Annotated in this window: 17 protein-coding genes; 13 read left to right on the top strand and 4 right to left on the bottom strand. The window is 63.5% G+C overall.

Going from position 1 to position 17,570, the window contains the following annotated elements; genetic code table 11:
- Positions 1 to 20: 20 nt before the first annotated feature.
- The 3 genes from EJV47_RS14700 to EJV47_RS14690 all read right to left on the bottom strand — a co-directional run bounded on the left by EJV47_RS14700 (position 21) and on the right by EJV47_RS14690 (position 4,061).
- A complete protein-coding gene (locus EJV47_RS14700) occupies positions 21 to 1,673 on the bottom strand; it encodes a hypothetical protein (protein WP_126693921.1) in 1,653 nt (550 codons plus the stop codon).
- Entirely contained in the window at positions 1,670 to 2,359 is a 690-nt protein-coding gene (locus EJV47_RS14695) for an RNA polymerase sigma factor (RefSeq protein WP_207895899.1), read from the bottom strand. The genes EJV47_RS14700 and EJV47_RS14695 overlap by 4 nt, the downstream gene beginning before the upstream one ends.
- Before the next feature lie 85 nt (positions 2,360 to 2,444).
- On the bottom strand, positions 2,445 to 4,061 hold the full coding sequence (locus EJV47_RS14690; protein ID WP_126693919.1) for a flagellar hook assembly protein FlgD: 1,617 nt from the start codon (positions 4,059 to 4,061) through the stop codon (positions 2,445 to 2,447).
- Between the two features lie 274 nt (positions 4,062 to 4,335).
- Here EJV47_RS14690 and EJV47_RS14685 point away from each other — a divergent pair, with 274 nt between their 5' ends.
- The 8 genes from EJV47_RS14685 (at position 4,336) to EJV47_RS14650 (ending at position 11,083) form a co-directional block, all read left to right on the top strand.
- Complete coding sequence (locus tag EJV47_RS14685) at positions 4,336 to 5,139, top strand: PhzF family phenazine biosynthesis protein (protein ID WP_126693918.1); 804 nt, start codon at positions 4,336 to 4,338, stop codon at positions 5,137 to 5,139.
- Positions 5,136 to 5,567: a DUF5071 domain-containing protein gene (locus tag EJV47_RS14680; RefSeq protein WP_126693917.1), complete on the top strand. Its 432-nt coding sequence runs from the start codon at positions 5,136 to 5,138 to the stop codon at positions 5,565 to 5,567. The genes EJV47_RS14685 and EJV47_RS14680 overlap by 4 nt, the downstream gene beginning before the upstream one ends.
- Before the next feature lie 116 nt (positions 5,568 to 5,683).
- Entirely contained in the window at positions 5,684 to 6,763 is a 1,080-nt protein-coding gene (locus tag EJV47_RS14675) for a tetratricopeptide repeat protein (RefSeq protein ID WP_165903769.1), read from the top strand.
- 3 nt (positions 6,764 to 6,766) lie between these two features.
- A complete protein-coding gene (locus tag EJV47_RS14670) occupies positions 6,767 to 7,165 on the top strand; it encodes a DoxX-like family protein (RefSeq protein ID WP_126693915.1) in 399 nt (132 codons plus the stop codon).
- On the top strand, positions 7,165 to 7,896 hold the full coding sequence (locus EJV47_RS14665; RefSeq protein WP_126693914.1) for a DUF2071 domain-containing protein: 732 nt from the start codon (positions 7,165 to 7,167) through the stop codon (positions 7,894 to 7,896). Before EJV47_RS14670 ends, EJV47_RS14665 begins: the two co-directional genes overlap by 1 nt.
- 156 nt (positions 7,897 to 8,052) lie before the next feature.
- Positions 8,053 to 8,814 (top strand): class I SAM-dependent methyltransferase, encoded by a 762-nt coding sequence (locus tag EJV47_RS14660; RefSeq protein ID WP_126693913.1) that lies wholly within the window; start codon positions 8,053 to 8,055, stop codon positions 8,812 to 8,814.
- On the top strand, positions 8,795 to 9,205 hold the full coding sequence (locus tag EJV47_RS14655; RefSeq protein WP_243651173.1) for a hypothetical protein: 411 nt from the start codon (positions 8,795 to 8,797) through the stop codon (positions 9,203 to 9,205). Before EJV47_RS14660 ends, EJV47_RS14655 begins: the two co-directional genes overlap by 20 nt.
- 69 nt (positions 9,206 to 9,274) lie before the next feature.
- The gene (locus tag EJV47_RS14650) at positions 9,275 to 11,083 is read left to right on the top strand and encodes an ATP-dependent nuclease (RefSeq protein WP_126693912.1); all 1,809 of its coding nucleotides are present in this window, start codon (positions 9,275 to 9,277) and stop codon (positions 11,081 to 11,083) included.
- 6 nt (positions 11,084 to 11,089) lie between these two features.
- On the opposite strand, the gene ruvC is transcribed toward EJV47_RS14650, so the two are convergent.
- On the bottom strand, positions 11,090 to 11,725 hold the full coding sequence (gene ruvC, locus EJV47_RS14645) for a crossover junction endodeoxyribonuclease RuvC (RefSeq protein WP_126693911.1): 636 nt from the start codon (positions 11,723 to 11,725) through the stop codon (positions 11,090 to 11,092).
- Positions 11,726 to 11,815: 90 nt separating this feature from the next.
- Between ruvC and EJV47_RS14640 the strand changes: the two genes are divergently transcribed.
- The 5 genes from EJV47_RS14640 (at position 11,816) to EJV47_RS14620 (ending at position 17,564) form a co-directional block, all read left to right on the top strand.
- Complete coding sequence (locus EJV47_RS14640; RefSeq protein WP_165903768.1) at positions 11,816 to 12,778, top strand: lysylphosphatidylglycerol synthase domain-containing protein; 963 nt, start codon at positions 11,816 to 11,818, stop codon at positions 12,776 to 12,778.
- A complete protein-coding gene (locus EJV47_RS14635) occupies positions 12,775 to 13,983 on the top strand; it encodes a glycosyltransferase (protein ID WP_126693909.1) in 1,209 nt (402 codons plus the stop codon). The genes EJV47_RS14640 and EJV47_RS14635 overlap by 4 nt, the downstream gene beginning before the upstream one ends.
- 226 nt (positions 13,984 to 14,209) lie before the next feature.
- Positions 14,210 to 14,455: a hypothetical protein gene (locus EJV47_RS14630; protein WP_126693908.1), complete on the top strand. Its 246-nt coding sequence runs from the start codon at positions 14,210 to 14,212 to the stop codon at positions 14,453 to 14,455.
- The gene (locus EJV47_RS28440) at positions 14,446 to 17,172 is read left to right on the top strand and encodes an RHS repeat-associated core domain-containing protein (protein WP_207895897.1); all 2,727 of its coding nucleotides are present in this window, start codon (positions 14,446 to 14,448) and stop codon (positions 17,170 to 17,172) included. Before EJV47_RS14630 ends, EJV47_RS28440 begins: the two co-directional genes overlap by 10 nt.
- Positions 17,163 to 17,564, top strand: a complete 402-nt coding sequence (locus EJV47_RS14620) for a hypothetical protein (protein ID WP_126693907.1) — start codon at positions 17,163 to 17,165, stop codon at positions 17,562 to 17,564. Before EJV47_RS28440 ends, EJV47_RS14620 begins: the two co-directional genes overlap by 10 nt.
- The last annotated feature ends 6 nt before the right edge of the window (positions 17,565 to 17,570 follow it).

Raw genomic sequence — 17,570 nt, 5'->3', positions numbered from 1 at the left:
ACGGAAAATCGGATTAGACATCAGGGGCGGTGGGCGTCGAACAGCACGCCCACCTGCAGGCCCAGGCCGAGGGGACGGGCCCCGCCGGCGCGGGCGGTGGGCGTGAGCCAATAGTGGGCCGAGGGGCGCAGCAGCAGGGTGGTGCGCAGGCCGAGGGCGTAATCGAGGCCCAGGCCGGCGGAGAGGCCCACGCTGGCCGGCCGCAGCGGTCCGGCCCCGCTGCCGCGCTGGGTTTGCTCCTGGCAGTGGCAGCCCTGGTCGGTGGCGGCGAGGTAGCGGCCCTGCAGCAGCCAGTGCAGGGTGGCGCCCAGGCTCAGCACGGGCTGCCAGCGCGGGTGCAGCTGGGGGCGCCACTCGGCGTACAAGGGCAGGGTGAGGTAGTGCTGGCGCAGGCGAAACTCCTGGTGCCGGCGGCTGAGCACGGAGTCGCGCTCGGCGTAGCTGACCACCTGCAGGGTATCGGGCCCGCCGGGGTTGTTGCTCACGACGAGCTGGCTGGTGCGGGCCCAGTATTTCTGGCGCTGCTCCAGCGTGAAGGCCACCCGCTGCTGCTGCCTGGCGTAACCCACGCCCGAGCGCAGCAGCACGCCGGGGGCCACTTGGTAGCGCGCCGCCAGTTCCGCCGAGCGGCTCAGCCCGGGGTGCTCCAGCTGGCGCAGCTGGGGCGGCATCGTGCCCGCGCCGCGCCGCGCCGGGGCCAGGCCCAGCAGCAGCCCCAGGCTCAGCCGGGCCGGCCGGGGCCGCCGCAACGAATCGGCCGGCGACACCGGGGCCAGGGGCGCCGGCAGGGCTTCGGCCGGCGGCAGCATCAGGGCCGCCGACTGGCCATTCAGCCCCGCCACGGAGCCGGGTTGGGCGGCCGTTTCGGGCGCCGCGGTTACGGCGGCCAAGTCAGGCGCACCCGTCGAAAGCGGCTGGGCGGCCACGCCGACAGCTCCTGGATAATCAGCGGCCGAGGCGGCCTGCCTGGTTCTCGTTTCGGGGCCGGCAGGCGGCTGGGCGGCCCGGGCCGATGGCTGGCTAAAGGTAGTTGCAGAGCCGGAGGCGGCCCGTTCGGTGGCAAAGCTGGTGGAACGGCGGCGCGTGGAATTATCGGCCAGCAGGAGCAGGGCCGCGCCGCGCCGCGGCCGCCGTTTGGAAGGCGTAGCCGAGCTAATCAGGGCAGCAGCTTCGGAGTCATTGATTGGGCGGCCAGCTACCGATTGCGGCCGAGCGGCTTGGCGCGCCAAGTGCTTGGGGGCAGTGGGTTCCTCGGCCGGCGTACGCCCGGCCTCGGCCGCGACCGGAGCGGGGCGGCTGGGTGCCGGGACGCCCACAGTCCGGGTATCCGCCTGGGCCACGGGTGCCGCGGCCCCTGTGCGGCGCCGGGCGGCGGGGGCGTTTTCCGGTGCGGGGGCCGGGCCGTTGGCTTGGTGCCGGGCCGTAGCGGGCCGCTCGGCTTGGGGGGCTTGCTGCTGGTACCAGAGCAGGGCCGTAATGGGCAGCAGCAACACGAGCACGGCGGCCACGGCCGCCAGCCGGCGGCTGGCCGGGCGGCGCCACCAGGGCTGGGGGCGGGCCGGGGGCAGCTGGGGCGAAATACCCGCCCACCCCCCGGCCGGCAGCGGCTCCTCGTAGTCGTGGAGCCGCCCGCGCAGGGCGTCGTAAAACGGGTCGGTTTCGGGCGGATTCATCGGGACGAAATGCGTTGACGGGCGGCCAGGCGGACTTCCAGCAGCTTGCGGGCCCGCGACAATTGGGATTTGGAAGTGCCCTCCGAAATGCCCAGCATCTCGGCTATTTCGGCGTGGGCGTAGCCTTCCACGGCGTACAGGTTCAGCACCATGCGGCAGCCTTCGGGCAGGGTGCCCACCAGCTCCAGCAGCTCGGCCATTGAGAGTTGGTCGAGGGCGTCGCCGTTGGTTTCGGCCACCGGCGGGGCATCGTCCCACGACACGTGCAGGCCCGGGGCCTGGCGCTGCCGCCAGGCGTGCAGGGCGGTATTGACGGCAATGCGGCGGGCCCAGGCTTCGAAGGGGCCCTGGCCGGTGAACTGGTGCAGGCGGGTGAAGATTTTGACAAAGGTGTTCTGCAGGGTTTCCTCGGCTTCTTCGCGGGAGGCGCTGTAGCGCAGGCACACCCCGAACAGCCGCCGGCCCAGCCGCTCGTACAGCTGCTGCTGGGCGGCAGCCCGGCCCTCGCGGCACGCCGCCACAAGCTCATCGATGGAAGACGGCGGCATGACTTGGGGCGCGGACGCGGCGCGCTCGGGCACGTCGGAAGCCGGCCGGCTGGCCGCGGGGGCAGCCGGAGGCGGGGCAACGTAGCCGGAAGCAGCGGCCACCGACGGGGGCGGAATGCGCGCGAGAAAATTCCGCATAAGGCCGGCGAGGCGCGGCTAATCCTGAAAAGCCGGAATCGGTATCAGGCGGTGGAACAAGGAGTTGAGGGCAAGGAAGCGGAAGCTAGGGGTGCAGGCGCAGCAGGCGCACCGTCTGGCCGCCGGCCGGGAAGCGGGCCAGGTACACGCCGGCCGGCACGCCGGGCGCCGGCCGCCACACGAAGCGGGCCTCGGGCGCCGCGCCGGCCGGCACGGGCAGCCGGTCGACCACCTGGCCCAGCTGGTTCACGATGTCCACCGGCGTCGGAGTGGCGGGGCGGGCCAGCGTGAAGCTGACCTGGTCGGTAAACGGGTTGGGGTAGGCCGTGCTGACCAGCTCGGCCCGGCTGCGGCTGTTCAGCGGCGAGCTGTGCACCCGGAAGGTGAGCGTCTGCTCCTCGAAGCCCTTCACCGGGCAGCCGTCGTCCTCCACCTTCACGGTGATGGAGTAGAGCCCGTCGGGCAGGGTGGCGGGCGGCGTAAACTCCATCCGGTAGGTGTTGGGGCTGGTTTGCTGGGTGCGCACGCCCGGCACGCCCAGGCTGTTGGCCGAAAACGTGAGGTTTTGGCCGGCGTTGGCGTCGGAGGCGGTGAGGGCGAGGCTGACGGCCGTGCCCGAGCGCACCGGAATTTCCTGGCTCAGCGGCACGGGGCCGCTCACGTTGAGCACCCGCACGGCCGGGGCGAAGTGCGGGTTCACGTTGCCGCGGCAGTGGACCACCGTGAAGAGCATTTCGCGGCGGGTGCTGCCGATGTTGCGGTACGCGCCGCCCACGCGGCGCCACTCCTCCACCTTCACGGCCAGCACGTAGCGGTTGCGGCCCATGGCCCAGGTCGATACCGAGTCGTAGGCGCCGGCGCTGAAGCTCATGCTGCCGTTGGCCGGGTTGAAGTAGAAGGGCCGGGCCGCCACCTGCCGGCTGGGGCAGGTGCCGCTGGTATCGAGGCGGGTGGGCAGCGGGTAAGTGGCCGAAAAGTGCGGCGGGACCGAGGCGGTGGGCAGCAGCTGGCAGCCGGGGTTGTGGGCCAGGGGGCCGGGAGTGGCGGCGGGGTTGCTCAGGTAGGTAATCGGCTGGCCGCAGCCCTGTAGCGGTGTCACCAGCGAAAAAGCCAGCGAGTCGCCGTCGATGTCGAAGGCGCCCATGCTCAGCACGGTGTTCAGCTGCCAGCCCACGTAGGCCACCGGCCGCGAGCCGAAGTTGGGCGAGTTGTTGAGCAGGCCGCCGCGGTTGTCGAGCGTGGCCTCGTAGCGGATGCCCACGTTGCCGGGGGCGTTGGCCAGGTTGGGCCGGGCCGTTTCCTCCACGCTCAGCGTCCAGAGGCCGGGGGGGAGCGTCACGGTGCCGGCGTAGTTGTTTTCCTCGTAGTTGCTGGGGCCCGCGCCCACGCCGCCGGTGCAAAAGGCGTTGGAGGCGCAGTGCTGGGTGCCCAGCATACCCGGCCCGATCAGCGGCAGCGAGATGCTGCGGTTCAGCGGGTCGTTGGTGGTGCAGCCGTTCACGCGGGCGGCCAGCGTCACCGACGTGGGCGCGGCCACCACCGAACAGTCGCGGAAGTTGCGGAAGTATACGCGGTACTGGTTGCTGCCCAGGCTTTCGTAGCGCAAGTCGCCGCCGAGGGCGTGCGAGGCCTCGGCCCGCTGGCCGGCCACCCCCAGCAGCAGAAGCAGCCCCAAAGCAGCAGTGCGTAAAAATCGTTTCATAGGCAGGGGAGGGAAGGCGGAACTCGGGGGCGGGGCCTTTTCAGCAGGGGATGACCCGGCCCCCGGCGCCGGGGTTGGAATCGGTTAGAAAAAAAGTTTAGCGCCACCGGGGCCCGGCCTCCCGCTGGCGGGGCCGGGCCGGCAAGGCCAGCGCGGCGGCCAGGGGCGTGCGTAGGGGTAGCAGCAGCAAGCAAAAAACGATAGGCGCGGAAAAGCCGAAATATCTAGCTTCGCCGCGGCGCCCACAACCCTTATTTTCCCCGCCGCCCCGCCTATGTCGCTGCCCCTCTACCAGGTCGACGCCTTTACCGACCACATCTTCGCCGGCAACCCCGCCGCCGTGTGCCCGTTGCGCGAGTGGCTGCCCGCCGAGCAGATGCAGGCCATTGCGGCCGAAAACAACCTGGCCGAAACCGCCTTTTTCGTGCCCCGCGCCGGGACGGCCGACGAATTTGAGCTGCGCTGGTTTACGCCCGCCGTGGAAGTGGCCCTGTGCGGGCACGCCACGCTGGCTACCGCCCACGTGCTGTTTCGCCACCTCGGCGCCACGGCCGCGGTGCTCACGTTTCACTCGCAGAGCGGCCCGCTGCGCGTAAGCCAGCAGCCCGATGGCCGCCTTACCCTCGACTTTCCCGCCCAGCCCCCGCAGCCGCTGGCCCAGCACCCGGACGGCCTCACCGACGGGCTGCGGGCCGTGCCGCTGAGCATTTTGGCCGGCCCCGACCTGATTGCCGTGTTCGACTCCGAGGCCGAAATCCGGGCCCTGCGCCCCCACATGCAGCACCTGGGCAAGGTGGAGTACCGCGGCATCATCGTCACGGCCCCCGGCGCGGGCGACATTGACTTCGTCTCGCGCTTTTTCGGCCCGCGGGTGGGCGTGCCCGAAGACCCCGTTACCGGCTCGGCCCACACCCAGCTGGTGCCGTACTGGGCCGCCCGCCTCGGCAAAACCCGGCTGCGCGCCCGGCAGGTGTCGGCCCGGGGCGGCGACCTGTGGTGCGAGCTACAGGGCGAGCGGGTGCTGATGAGCGGCTACGCGGTAACGTATTTGCGGGGCGAAATCGAGCTGCCGGCATGAGCACCGAGCCGCTCGACCCGCAGCGCATCGTGCCGGTGAACAGGCTTGACGACGCGGCGGCGGCGAACCTGCGCCGGGCCGATAAGGCCGCCGTGCTGGCCCAGGCCGGGCCGCTGCTGCAGTGGCTGCAGGACATCAACTGGCCCGTGGCCGCGGAAGTGGCCGAGGTACTGCGGCCCTACACCAACGATATAAAGGACGAGCTGCTGGAAGTCCTGCGCGGCGACGACGACGCGTGGAAATACTGGTGCATCATCTACCTCATCCGCAATGCGCCGGTACCTCGCCTGCACGACGAGCTGCTGGCCGAGCTGAGGCGCTTGGTAGAGCGGCCCGCGCCCGGCGAGCCGGAAGAAGGAGTAACCCGGGTGGCCAAGGCCGTGTGGGAAGAATGGACCGCCAAGCACGCCGCCCACCCGTCCGCTTAAGCCCGGCCGCCAATTATTCGCCGATTCCGGCTCGCGGGCATTGCGCGGCAAGCCGGTGCCGCGTAGCTTGTGCGGCCGCGCCCGGCGCGTTCCTCCAACTTCTATTCCCTGCTTCTATGCTGCACCGCTACCGTCGTTTCATTCTCATTGCCGCCCTGGGGTTGCTGCCCTTGCTGAGTTCGGCCCAGGCCACCGAGCAGGTGCGCCAGCTGGCCAAGGAAGGCGTGGCTCTGCACCTGGTCGACCGTTACCAGGAAGCCGACGCCAAGTACCAGCAGGCCCTGAAGCTGGAGCCCAATAGTCAGCTCATCAAGTACCTGATGGCGCTGAACTACACGCAGCTGGACCGGCACGCCGAAGCCATTCCCTTGCTCCAGGAATACATCGACGCGGACCCGGCGGCCGCGCCGGGCGAAGCCTACGTATCCCTGGGTACCTCGCTGAGCCGCCTGAAAAAGCTGCCCGAAGCCATCAAGGTGTACGAGCAGGGCATCAAGCGCCACCCGACGCATCAGCTGCTGTATTTCAACATGGGCCAGGCCTACCTTAAGCTGGGCAAGCCGGAAGACGCCATTGGCGCCTACCGCCAATCTGCCCGCCTCAACCCGCAGCATCCCACCTCGGCCCTGTACCTGGGTGTAGCCACGGCGGACCTCTCCAACCGCATTCCGGCCGTGCTGGAGCTGAGCCGGTTTCTGCTGCTGGCGCCCACCCACCGCAATGCGCCCACGGCCATCCAGCACCTGTACCGCCTGGTGGGCAGCGGCGTGAAGAAAACCGGCGCCAACGAGGTAAGCCTCACCATGAACGCCGACGCGCTGAAAGCCAGTCAGCGCGGCCGCGGCGACGAAAATTTCGGCGACCAGGACATGCTGCTGAGCCTGATGTCGGCCGGTGACTACACCGAGGAAAACCGCGGCAAAACCCCGGCCGTGCGCTTCGCCGAAAAAATGAACGACCTGTTCAAGAGCCTGGGCACGGCAGACGGCCGCCAGAGCCGCAAGGGCTTCGCCTGGGAGTTTTACGCCCCCTACTTCGCCGAGCTGCAGCGCAAAGGCTACGCCGAAACCTGCGCCTACCTGCTGCGCTCGGCCGACTCCGCCGACGAAGAAAGCAAAGCCTGGCTGGCCGCGCACGCCGCGCAGGTAGCCGACTTCCAGGCCTGGTCGGCGGCGTACGCCTGGCCGAAAGGGTAGGGGATGCGGCCGACTGCTTCCCGCTGGCTGCCCGCCCTGCTGACCTACGCCCTGGCGGCCGTGTGGCTCGTCAACGGGCTGCTGTGCAAGGTGCTGCTGCTGGTGCCGCGCCACCAAGACATTGTGGCGCGCATCCTCGGGCCGGCCCACGCCCCGCTGCTCACCCGGCTCATCGGCCTGGCCGAAATCGGCATGGCGGTGTGGGTGCTCAGCGGCCGGTGGCGGCGCCTGGGCGTGCTCACCCAAATCGGGCTGGTGCTGACGATGAACCTGCTGGAATTCTGGCTGGCCGCCGATTTGCTGCTCTGGGGCCCGCTGAACCTGCTGTTTGCCGGGCTGTTCGCGCTCGGGCTGTATTATTACGGCTTCCGGCTGCCCGCCCCGCGGCCGGCCCGCCCCTGATGCTGAGTTTGCGCCACCACCCCTTCGCCGTGGAAGCCCGGCTGGCCCGCACCACCGTGCTGACCTACGCCGCCCCGGCCGCCGCCCTGCAGCCCCTGCTGCCCGAGTGCCTGACGCTCGATACCCTGGGCGAGTGGGGCTTCGTGGCCGTGGCCATGGTGCAGACGCGGCAGCTGCGCCCCCGCGGGCTGCCCGCCTGGCTGGGGCAGAATTTTTTCCTCATCGGCTACCGGCTGCTGGTGCGCTACCGCTCGGCGGCCGGTAAGCGCCTGCGCGGCCTCTACATCCTGCGCTCCGAAACCGACCAGCGCCGCATGACGCTGCTGGGCAACCTGCTCACCGGCTACCGCTACCACACCGTCGACATCGGCCAGGAGCAGCGCGGGCCCGAGCAGCGCATCTTTTCCGCCCAAACCGGGCTGGACGTGCGCATTTGGGAAGCTGCGGAAGCTGCCCTGCCGCCCGGCTCCCCCTTCGCCGACTGGACCCAGGCCCGCCGCTACGCCGGCCCGCTGCCGTTCACCTTTTCCTACGACGCGGCCGCGGGGCAGGTCACCATCGTGCAGGGCCGGCGCGAGTTCTGGACGCCCCGGCCGGTGCAGGTGCTGGCCGCCCAGGTGCCGCTTGTGGAGCAGCTGCCCGGGCCGCCGCAGCTGGCCAGCGCCTTCGTCACCGATGATATTCCCTACCACTGGCAGAAAGGCCGCCGCGAAGCCTGGACGGGGCATTGAATGAATGGCCGTCCTGTCGAGCTGGTCGAGACATCTCGCTGGGTTGTCATTTCTTCGATGAACGATTGAGTTACTACCTGACGTCAGCACGCGAGATGTCTCGACCAGCTCGACAGGACGGGCTGATTATTGCCATGATGTTCTGATTATTAGAGTATGACGCTTCGAACGCCCTGGCAGGGCACCCTGAACATCGTGCGCTTCAACTGGCCCTTCTTCGCGGGGGCGGCGGGCGGGGCCGCGCTGCTGCTGGCCGTCGGGCTGCTGCACGCGCCGCTGCGCCCGTACGCATGGCTGGCGGCGCTGGCCGTGCTGGCGGGCACGGCCGCGTCGCTGCTGGTATCGGCCTACGTGTACGACGGCTCGGGCCTGTACCGCTTCGGCTGGCTCGACGGGCTGGGGCTGCCGGCCGGGGCCGCGGTGGTCAACATTCACGCGGGCTTCGACGAAAGCAGCGCCCTGCTGCAGCGGCACCTGCGCCCGGCCACCCTGCGCGTATTCGATTTCTACGACCCCGCCGCCCACACCGAAGCTTCCATCCGGCGCGCCCGCCGGGCCTACGCGGCCTACCCGGGCACGCAGTCGGTAAGTACCCGCCACCTGCCCGCGCCCGGTGGCAGCACCGACCTGGTCGTGCTGCTGCTGGCCGCCCACGAAATCCGGCAGGAGCCGGAGCGCGTGGCCTTCTTCCGCGAAGCCCGCCGCCTGCTGCGTCCCGGCGGCCGCATCGTGGTGGTGGAGCACCTGCGCGACGCGGCCAACCTGCTGGCCTACAGCGTCGGGGCGTTTCACTTCTACTCGCGGCGGGCGTGGCGGCGGGTGTTCGGGGCGGCGGGCCTGCGCGTGGCCGCCGAGCAGAAAATCACGCCCTTCGTGTCGGTTTTTGTCCTCCTCGCCGATGATAGTGCTGCAGCTTAAGCTGGTGGGCGGGCTGCTGGTGCTGCTGGCCCTGGTCCACGCGGGCTTTCCGCGCTACTTCAGCTGGGCCGCCGAGCTGCGCACCGTCAGCCTCATCAACCGGCAGATGATGTACATCCACACCCTGTTTCTGGCCGTGGCGCTGCTGCTCATGGGCCTGCTGTGCCTGAGCAGCGCCCCCGAGCTGACGGGCACCGTGCTGGGCCGCCGGGTGTGCCTGGGGCTGGGCCTGTTCTGGCTGCTGCGGCTGCTGGTGCAGTTTTTCGGCTACTCGGCGGCGCTGTGGCGCGGCAAGCGGTTCGAAACGGTGGTGCACGTGCTCTTCATCCTACTCTGGAGCTACCTGACGATGGTGTTTCTGGTGGTTGGCCTAGAGGTTACTTCTAATTAAATCATAATTTGTTGTATGTGTTGTTGATTTTTAATATTGTTGCGGTGTTTGTGGCTAAATCTAAGGCATATGCTGAGAAAAATTGCTCTGAAAAGATTTAAGAAATTTCAAGATTCTACTGTCGAGTTGAAACCGTTTACTATACTCATGGGTGAGAATAGTTCTGGTAAGACAACAGTTTTACAGGCTATCAATATATCATTGAGTGTGATATTTGGTAATAAGCTGATATTCGACAAGGATGGCTTACCTAAGGTCAAACAAGGCGGTACCGGGTTATACGATCTGCCTGGCGTATACTTGTCTAATACAAATGAGTTATGGTACAGGAAAAAATCAATCGGTGGCAAGGTTGTTGGTGAACAGGCCAATCCAAGTGTTGATATAGATCTATTTGATGAGAATAATAATGTCTATAGAGTTAATATAAGAACTAGATTCGGTAGTTATAATGTTAAGTGTAGTTCAAGTGATATTGATTTGCTAAATCAGCCTGATTTGCATAGGAAAATACCATTATTTATTACTGGATTTGTAGGGCTGAGAGTAACGGAGGAAAGAACATTTCCTGCGTTTATTAGAGAAACAATGAGGTCTGGTGAAGCAAGCTCTGTGATTCGAAATTTGCTTTTTGATATATGGGAGAAAAATAAAGATAATTATAACAGATTGAAGGATAGACTGTTTAAGGATTTTGGGTTTTCTCTTGATTCAGTTGAATTTGATTCGGAGAATGACATATTTGTGAAGGCTCAGTACTCAGAAGAGCTTGGGAAAGATAAGTTTGCTCTTGATTTTAATTCGTCAGGAAGTGGGTTTATGCAAATACTGCAAATACTTGCTCCTATTTATCGTTTTTGCCCCGAAATATCTAGTATTGTTTTGCTTGATGAGCCTGATGCTCATCTTCATCCAAATTTGCAAAATCAACTAGCGAATACATTGCGTGAAATACAAAAAGAATTTGGTATTCAAATAATAGTTTCGACTCATTCAACTTCTATAATACGTGCCGCAGATCCAAGTGAAGTGGTGCCAGTGTCTGCTAAAAATAAGGCCAATATTCCTTTGACAAACTCAGATGAAGTCGAGCAGGAAATTATATCTAGAATAGATACATACGAATTGGCGAAAACGGCGCTGTCTGGTCAGTTAATATTTATTGAGGATAATGACACTTCTATACTAGAGGCAATCGATAGAACTTTGGAAGCAAACTGTATTGCTGGCTCTACTACAATACCGGTGATTAGAGGGAGAGGTAAGGATGATAGAACGCCTTTTAATATTAAAGACGTGCTAAAAGAAGTTTTAAAAAAGGATATTAAAGTGTCTTTGATGCTTGATAGAGATGGGCTGAGTAATATGTGGGTTGATAAACTTAAAGACTATGCTAAAAAGAAAAAAGTAAATATGCATATTCTAGACGTGTATGAAATAGAAAATTATCTTCTGTGTCCTGAGTCTATCTATGCTGCTATTACTGCAAAGTATGGAGATATGCAGCATGTGTTGAATGTTGTGGTGATTAAAGAGAAAATAGCTCAATTTTTAAAGCAAACAATTGTGCATAATAGATATAAATACAGGGAGGTATTAAAGCAGCAAATATCTAAACTTGCAGTCTTATTAAATGATGATGAATTCAGGAGTAATAACGCGCAGGATAGAGAGGTAGATAGAATTATTAATGCATATTATGACGTAGATGAATTCGATGAGTTGTTGAAAATAGGTATGGGCAAAGAAACGCTGAAGGAAATATTTAAATGGCTGGAGACAAAATCTGTAAATATAGGAAGGAGGGATATAATAAATAAGATAAGTTTGAATAATAAAGTAGGGGACTTTAGGGCAATATTCCAATCCTTGAGTTAAAGTCATCTACGCCGCCGGCTTCTTGCGGGCGGCCGTAGCCTTTTTGCCGGCCACCGGGGCGGCCAGCTTGTCGGGGTTGTCGGCCAGGAACTTGCCCCAGCTCTTGCCGCCGGCCTTCACGTTGTTGCCCTTTTGGTAGTGGTGGCACATGGCCACGGCCAGGGCGTCGGTGGCGTCCAGGAACTTGGGCGCGTCGTCGGCGGATAGCTTCAGCGTCTGGCGCAGCATGCTGGCTACCTGCTCCTTGCTGGCCGCCCCCGAGCCCGTCACCGACTGCTTCACCTTCGTGGGGGCGTACTCCACGTAGGGAATCTGGCGCGACAGGCAGGCGGCAATGGCCACGCCCTGGGCCCGGCCCAGCTTGAGCATGCTCTGCACGTTGGCCCCGTAGAAAGGCGCCTCGATGGCCAGCTCATCGGGCAGGAACTCCTCGATCAGCTCGATCATGCGGTCGAAGATCTTCTTTAGCTTTACTGCGTGATTCGACCCCAGCGCCTTCATATTGATGACGTCGTAGCGCAGCACCTCGACGCGCTGCCCGGTCACCTCAATCACGGCGTACCCCATAATCTGGGTGCCGGGGTCGACGCCCATGATAATCTTGGGCAGGTCGGGCAGGGCGGGAGCGGGGAAGGCGGGCATAGTATACAAAGCTACGCAACGATTCCCGGGCCCGAACCAAAGCGGCCCGCCGGCGGCCCCACGCCGCGCCGCAACTGGCGTCCCTGGGTGGTGCTGGGCAAGCTGGCCGTTACTGCTCTTACGCTCTGGCTGCTCTGGCAGTCGGTGGTGGCCGATGCGGCCACGGCCACGGCCTGGCGCGGCCTGCTCACCGACGCCCAGCGCGGCCCGGCCCTGGCGGCCCTGCTGCTGGTGCCCCTGAACTGGGCCCTCGAAGCCTGGAAATGGTGGCGCCTGGCCCGGTTTCTGGAGCCGGTGTCGTATGGGCGCAGCTTCCGGGCGGTGCTCACCGGCCTCACGCTGGGCTTCGTGACGCCCAACCGCGTGGGCGACTACGCCGGCCGCCTGCTGGAGCTGAAAAACCGCCGCCCCGAAGCCCTGGGCGCCGTGTTTCTGGGCCGCTACTGCCAGCTGGTTGTCACCGTGCTGGCCGGCTCCCTGGGCGTGCTCTACTTCGTGGGGCGCTACCTGGGCCCCGAGTACCCGCTGGTGGCCGCCGGCCTGGGGCTGACGGCCGCCGTGGGCAACGCGCTGATGCTGCTGCCGCTCTACCGCAGCCGCCTGCTGCTCGCGGCGGTGCTGCAGTGGCGGCCGCTGCGGCGGTTTCAGCGCTACACGGCCAATCTGCCCCACTACCCGGCCCGGGTGCTGCACCAGGTGCTGCTGCTGTCCGGGCTGCGCTACGCGGTGTTTACGGCCCAGTTTGGCCTGCTGCTGTGGGCCTACGGCGCCACGGCCCCGCTGGGCGCGGCGCTGGCCGCCATTGCCGGCACTTTCCTGCTGAAGTCGCTAGTGCCCTCCCTGAATGCCCTCACCGACGTAGGGGCCCGGGAGCTGTCGGCCACGCACCTGTTCGGGCTGCTGGGGCTGCCGGTGCTGCCGGTGCTGTCGGCCAGCCTGAGCCTGTGGGTGCTCAACATTGCCCTGCCCAGCGCGGCCGGCCTGCTGTTTGTGCTGCGGCTGAAGGTGCTGCGCCGCCAGAAAAAGCGCCGTCCGGCCGCCCCCAGCGCATGAGCGGGACCGACTGGCTGGGCCTATTGCTGACGCTGCCCGCCGCCGCCTACGCCGCCGTGTTCCTGCGCTACCGCCGGGCCTGGCGGGGCCTGCGCCCGGGCAGAATGGCCGAAGAAACCGCCGCTGCCTCGAAGCCTGCCGACGGGCATGGACTCAACGCTGCTGCTGGTGCCCCGGCGCCACTGGTTTCCGTCCTCATTGCTGCCCGCAATGAAGCGGCCGCGCTGCCGCGGCTGCTGGCTGATTTGCGCGCCCAAACCTGGCTGCACCTTGCCGGCCCACCGTTCGAGGTCATCGTGGCCGACGACCACAGCACCGACGCCACCGCCGCCGTGGTGTGCGCCGCCGCGGCCGATAGTCCGTTTCCCCTGCGTCTGCTGGCGCTGGCCGGGCTGCCCAACCGGCCCACCGGCAAGAAAGCCGCCGTCGAGGCCGCGCTGGCCGTAGCCCGGGCCCCCTGGGCCGTCTGCACCGATGCCGACTGCCGGGTGGGGGAGGGCTGGCTGGCGGCCTACGCCCCGTATTTCGCCGCCGAGCAGGTGCAGTTCATCAGCGGGCCAGTGCTGCTGACGGGCCGGGGGCTGCTGGCCGATTTGCAGGGTCTGGAGCTGGCTGCCTTAGTGGGCACTGGCGCCGCCAGCATTGCCCTGGCTGCCCCCACCATGTGCAACGGCGCTAACCTGGCCTACCGCCGCGCGGCCTTTCACGAAGTCGGGGGCTTCCGCGGCAACGACCATCTGCCCAGCGGCGACGACGAGTTTCTGCTCCACAAGCTGGCCGCGCGCTACCCGCAGGGCATCCGCTTCGTGGCCGACGCCGCGGCCACCGTGCGCACCGCGGCCCAGCCTACGCTGGGGGCCCTGTTGCAGCAGCGGGTGCGCTGGGCCAGCAAGTGGCGGCACTACCAGCCCGGCGGCGCCTCACGCGGCCTGGCCCTGCTGGTGCTCGGGGCCAACCTGAGCCTCTACCTGCTGGCGCTGCTGCTGCTCATCCGCCCGGCCGCCTGGCCCTGGGCGGCGGCCGGCTGGGCGCTCAAGCTCGGCGCCGACGTGGCGTTTCTGAGGCCGGTGCTGGGCTTTTTCGGGCGGCGGCGCTGGCTGGGGCTGGTGCCGCTGCTGCAACTGCTGTACCCGCCGTATGCGCTGGCGGTGGGGCTGCTGGGGCTGCGCGGGGGGTACCAGTGGAAAGGGCGGCGGGCAGGGTAGAAGAGGCCTTGAAGCGGAGGTGTATAGTAAATTAATATTAATATAATGGTATGTATCTGCCTGTATTTATATTTCCAACCACCATAATCTATTCAGTATGATGTCATTAATGCCCAAAAGCCTATCCAGGCTCCTCATTCCTTTGTTAGCTGGCAGCACGGGCTGGGCGGGACACGCCGTTGCGCAGGTTCAACTGCCCAATACAGCCAACCAGGACCGGTACCTAATGCCCCGCTCGCCGGAGGCCGCCGAGCTGGGGAAGTACGCCGAGCTGCCGGTAAGCCTGTATACCGGTGTGCCCTCCGTCGACATACCGCTGTTTACCCTGCCCGGCCAGGGCTTGTCGGTACCCATCGGGCTGCGCTACTACGGCAGCGCTCTGCGCCTGGACGAAGCAGCGCCCTGGACGGGCATCGGCTGGACGCTGCAGGCCGGTGGCGCCATTACCCGCAGCAGCCCTGGGTGCTGGTAGCCCGCCAGGAATACAACGACCTGGGCCAGCTGGTGGATAAAAAGCTGCACAGCCTCGACTGGGAAGCGGCCGATGAAATGGACGTGCCCCCGCACTTCCTGCAGTCGGTAGATTACCGCTACAACATCCGCGGCTGGCTCACCCACATCAACGACCGGCGGCTGACCAACAACGGCACCCGCTTCGGCGGGGCCGACCCCAACGACGACAACGCCGCCGAGCAGCCGGACCTGTTTGGCCTGGAGTTGCTCTACAACGACCACCGCAACATGGGCCTGAGCGCGGCGCAGTTCAACGGCAACATCGCGGAAGCCCTGTGGCAGACGCGCAACGGCGCCACCGGCCACACGCCGCGCGGCTACTCCTACCACTACGACGCCGTCAACCGCCTGATTGGTGCCGATTATCGCACCCACCAGGGCGGACAATGGGGACTCAGCGGCCCGGACTACTCGGTATCCGGCATCAGCTACGACGCCAACGGCAACCTGCTCTCGATGACCCGCCGCGGCCTGGTATCGGCTCCCGGCAGCACGGGTACGCCGCAGCACGGGGTGCTCGACCAGCTGAATTACCGCTACTCCGCCACGGCGGGCACCACCACCGAGGGCAACCGCCTGCTGGCCGTAGACGACGCGGCTGGCCCGACCGCCGCCACGCACGACCTGGAAGACCCTACCGGCCCCTACACGCCCGGCACCAGCGCGGCCGAATACGGCTACGACGCTCAGGGCAACCTGACGCAGGACCTAAACAAGGGCATTGCCCACATCAGCTACAACGCCCTGAACCTGCCCCAGCGGGTGGGAATGGCGGGCAAGCTCCCGCGGACGGTGGACTACCTGTACACGGCCACGGGTACCAAGGTGGCCAAGGTGACGACCGAGGGCACCGAAGTCACCACGACCTATTACGCCGGGGGCTTTCAGTACCAGGCGGCCCCGGCCCAGGCGCCCGTCCTGCAGTTTGCCGCTATGCCCGAGGGCCGGCTGGTGTACAAGACCACGCCCAGCGCCGGGGGCTTCCGCTGGAAGTACGAGTACCACCTCAAGGACCACCTGGGCAACCTGCGCGTGGCCTTCCGCGACGAGGGCGACGATAAGCAGCAGCGCACCGCCTCCATGGAGCCGGCCAACGCCGCCCGGGAGGAAGCGCAGTTTGAGCGCGTGGCCGAGACCCGCCTGCGCGACCCGGAGCACGCCCGCACCGGCCAGTACGTGGCCCGCCTCTCGGCCGCCGAGGGCCGCCGCCTGGGCCCCGGCCTGAGCTGGGCCGTGCAGGCCGGCGACAGCGTCCGCGCCGAGGTGTACGCCCGCTACGACCACCCGGTTCCGGCCGGCCGCGCCGCCCGGCGCGGGGCCCTGCTGGCCGGCGCGGCCGTGGCCGGCAGCCCCGGCCAGCTCGCCACCGAAACCTCCTCGCCCGGCGCCGGGCCGCGCCGCTTCCGGCCCTGGGTAGGGGCCAGCCTGGCCCTGCTGCCCCAGCGCCTGCGCCCGGCGCGGCCCCAGCCCGAGGAACTGCCGGCCGCCGCGCTGCGCTACGAGCTGTACGACCAGGACAGCCAGCTGGTAGCCAGCCGCACCGTGCCGCTGCAGCGCACCGCCACCGACGCCTGGCAGCGCCTGGCCACCGGCCTGAAAGCCGACTCGGCCGGCTACGTGCGCGTAACCCTGCTCAACGACAGCGGCACGCCCGCCTACTTCGACGACCTGGCCCTGACGCTGGTGGATAATGTTAAATTGCAGGAAAACCACTACGACCCCTGGGGCCTGAACCTGGTGGGTATTGAAACCGAGCCGCCACCCATGCCCAGCCAGTACCAGTACAATGGCAAGGAAAAGCAGCAGGAGTTTGGCCTAGCCTGGCTGGACTACGGCGCGCGCATGTATGATGCACAGCTTGGGCGGTTTGGAACAATCGACAGATTTGCTAATATATATTGTAGTGCCACACCGTATGGGTATACTGCAAATAATCCTGTTAATTTTATTGATATCAATGGTGATTATATTACAATTTTTTTGCCTGGTAGTCAGTATTCTGTATTATACGAGAACGGTAAGGCTTATCACTATTCTCAAGATAAGGATGGGAATATTACTAAAGAAGGAGAATATGATGGGAATAGCGAATTTGTAGATGGGGTAGTTTCTGATTTAAATAAAATATCTGAAACTAAAGTGGGATTATCTAGAATTAATGATTTAATAAATTCTGATAATAATTATGATATACATGCTGCAGGAAGATTGAAAGATTCTAGATTTGATGCTAATGATACAAGTATTCATTATTATAGAGGAGGAGGTGATTTGGACGATGTGTCTTATAGCAAAAGTCATTTTGCGTTAGGTCATGAATTGCAACATGGATGGGATTATGAAATGGCTCGTAGTTTTTATTTAACAAGTAGATTCGGTCCATTTCCTAATCAGAGGTTTTCTCTTTCAGAAGTAAATGCAGTGACTTTTGAAAACTATTTAAGAGCTGCAGCTGGAGAAACTCAGATGAGGACGTCGTATACAGATACCCCATTAAATATAAGTAGCTCTCCCGACGATTATAGACAAATTGCTAGACCGCTACTTAAAACCGAAGTTCTCTGGGCACCACAATCCAAAGTAAATCCTGGAAACGATGCTACGTACGTTGCGCCAAACTACAGGATGATGGTTTTAGATACTAGGACGCAAAAATTTCAAAACCCATGGAAATAAACAGAAAAATAATTTTCATTGCGTTGTTTACTTTAATTTCATGTCAAAATCGACGTGTATTATTGGATTTGCGGGAAAATATTAAATCAAAAGAATGTGATGTTGGTGATTTATTAGAGTATCCGAAAAGATATGATTCTTTATATGTTGAAATTAGCGGTAGGATTAATGATGGTTATGAAAATACGTCTTTTTGTCAACAATGGCCTGGTAATGACGAATGTGTTTGGGTTGATATAAGTAGTGTTGGGTATATGATTAATAACTACTCGCATCTTAGTATAGATGGTGAAAATGTAAAGATCATAGGAAGATTCTTGGATAAGCCATCAGGGCATTTAGGACGATATAAGGGGGAGATAACAGATATAAAATATATTCAAATTAATTAATTATGT

This window comes from Hymenobacter gummosus, assembly GCF_003970915.1.
In the GTDB taxonomy this organism is placed as follows: Bacteria; Bacteroidota; Bacteroidia; order Cytophagales; family Hymenobacteraceae; genus Solirubrum; species Solirubrum gummosum.
Note: the sequence above shows the minus strand (reverse complement) of the source record. Positions and strands in the feature narration are given on the sequence as shown.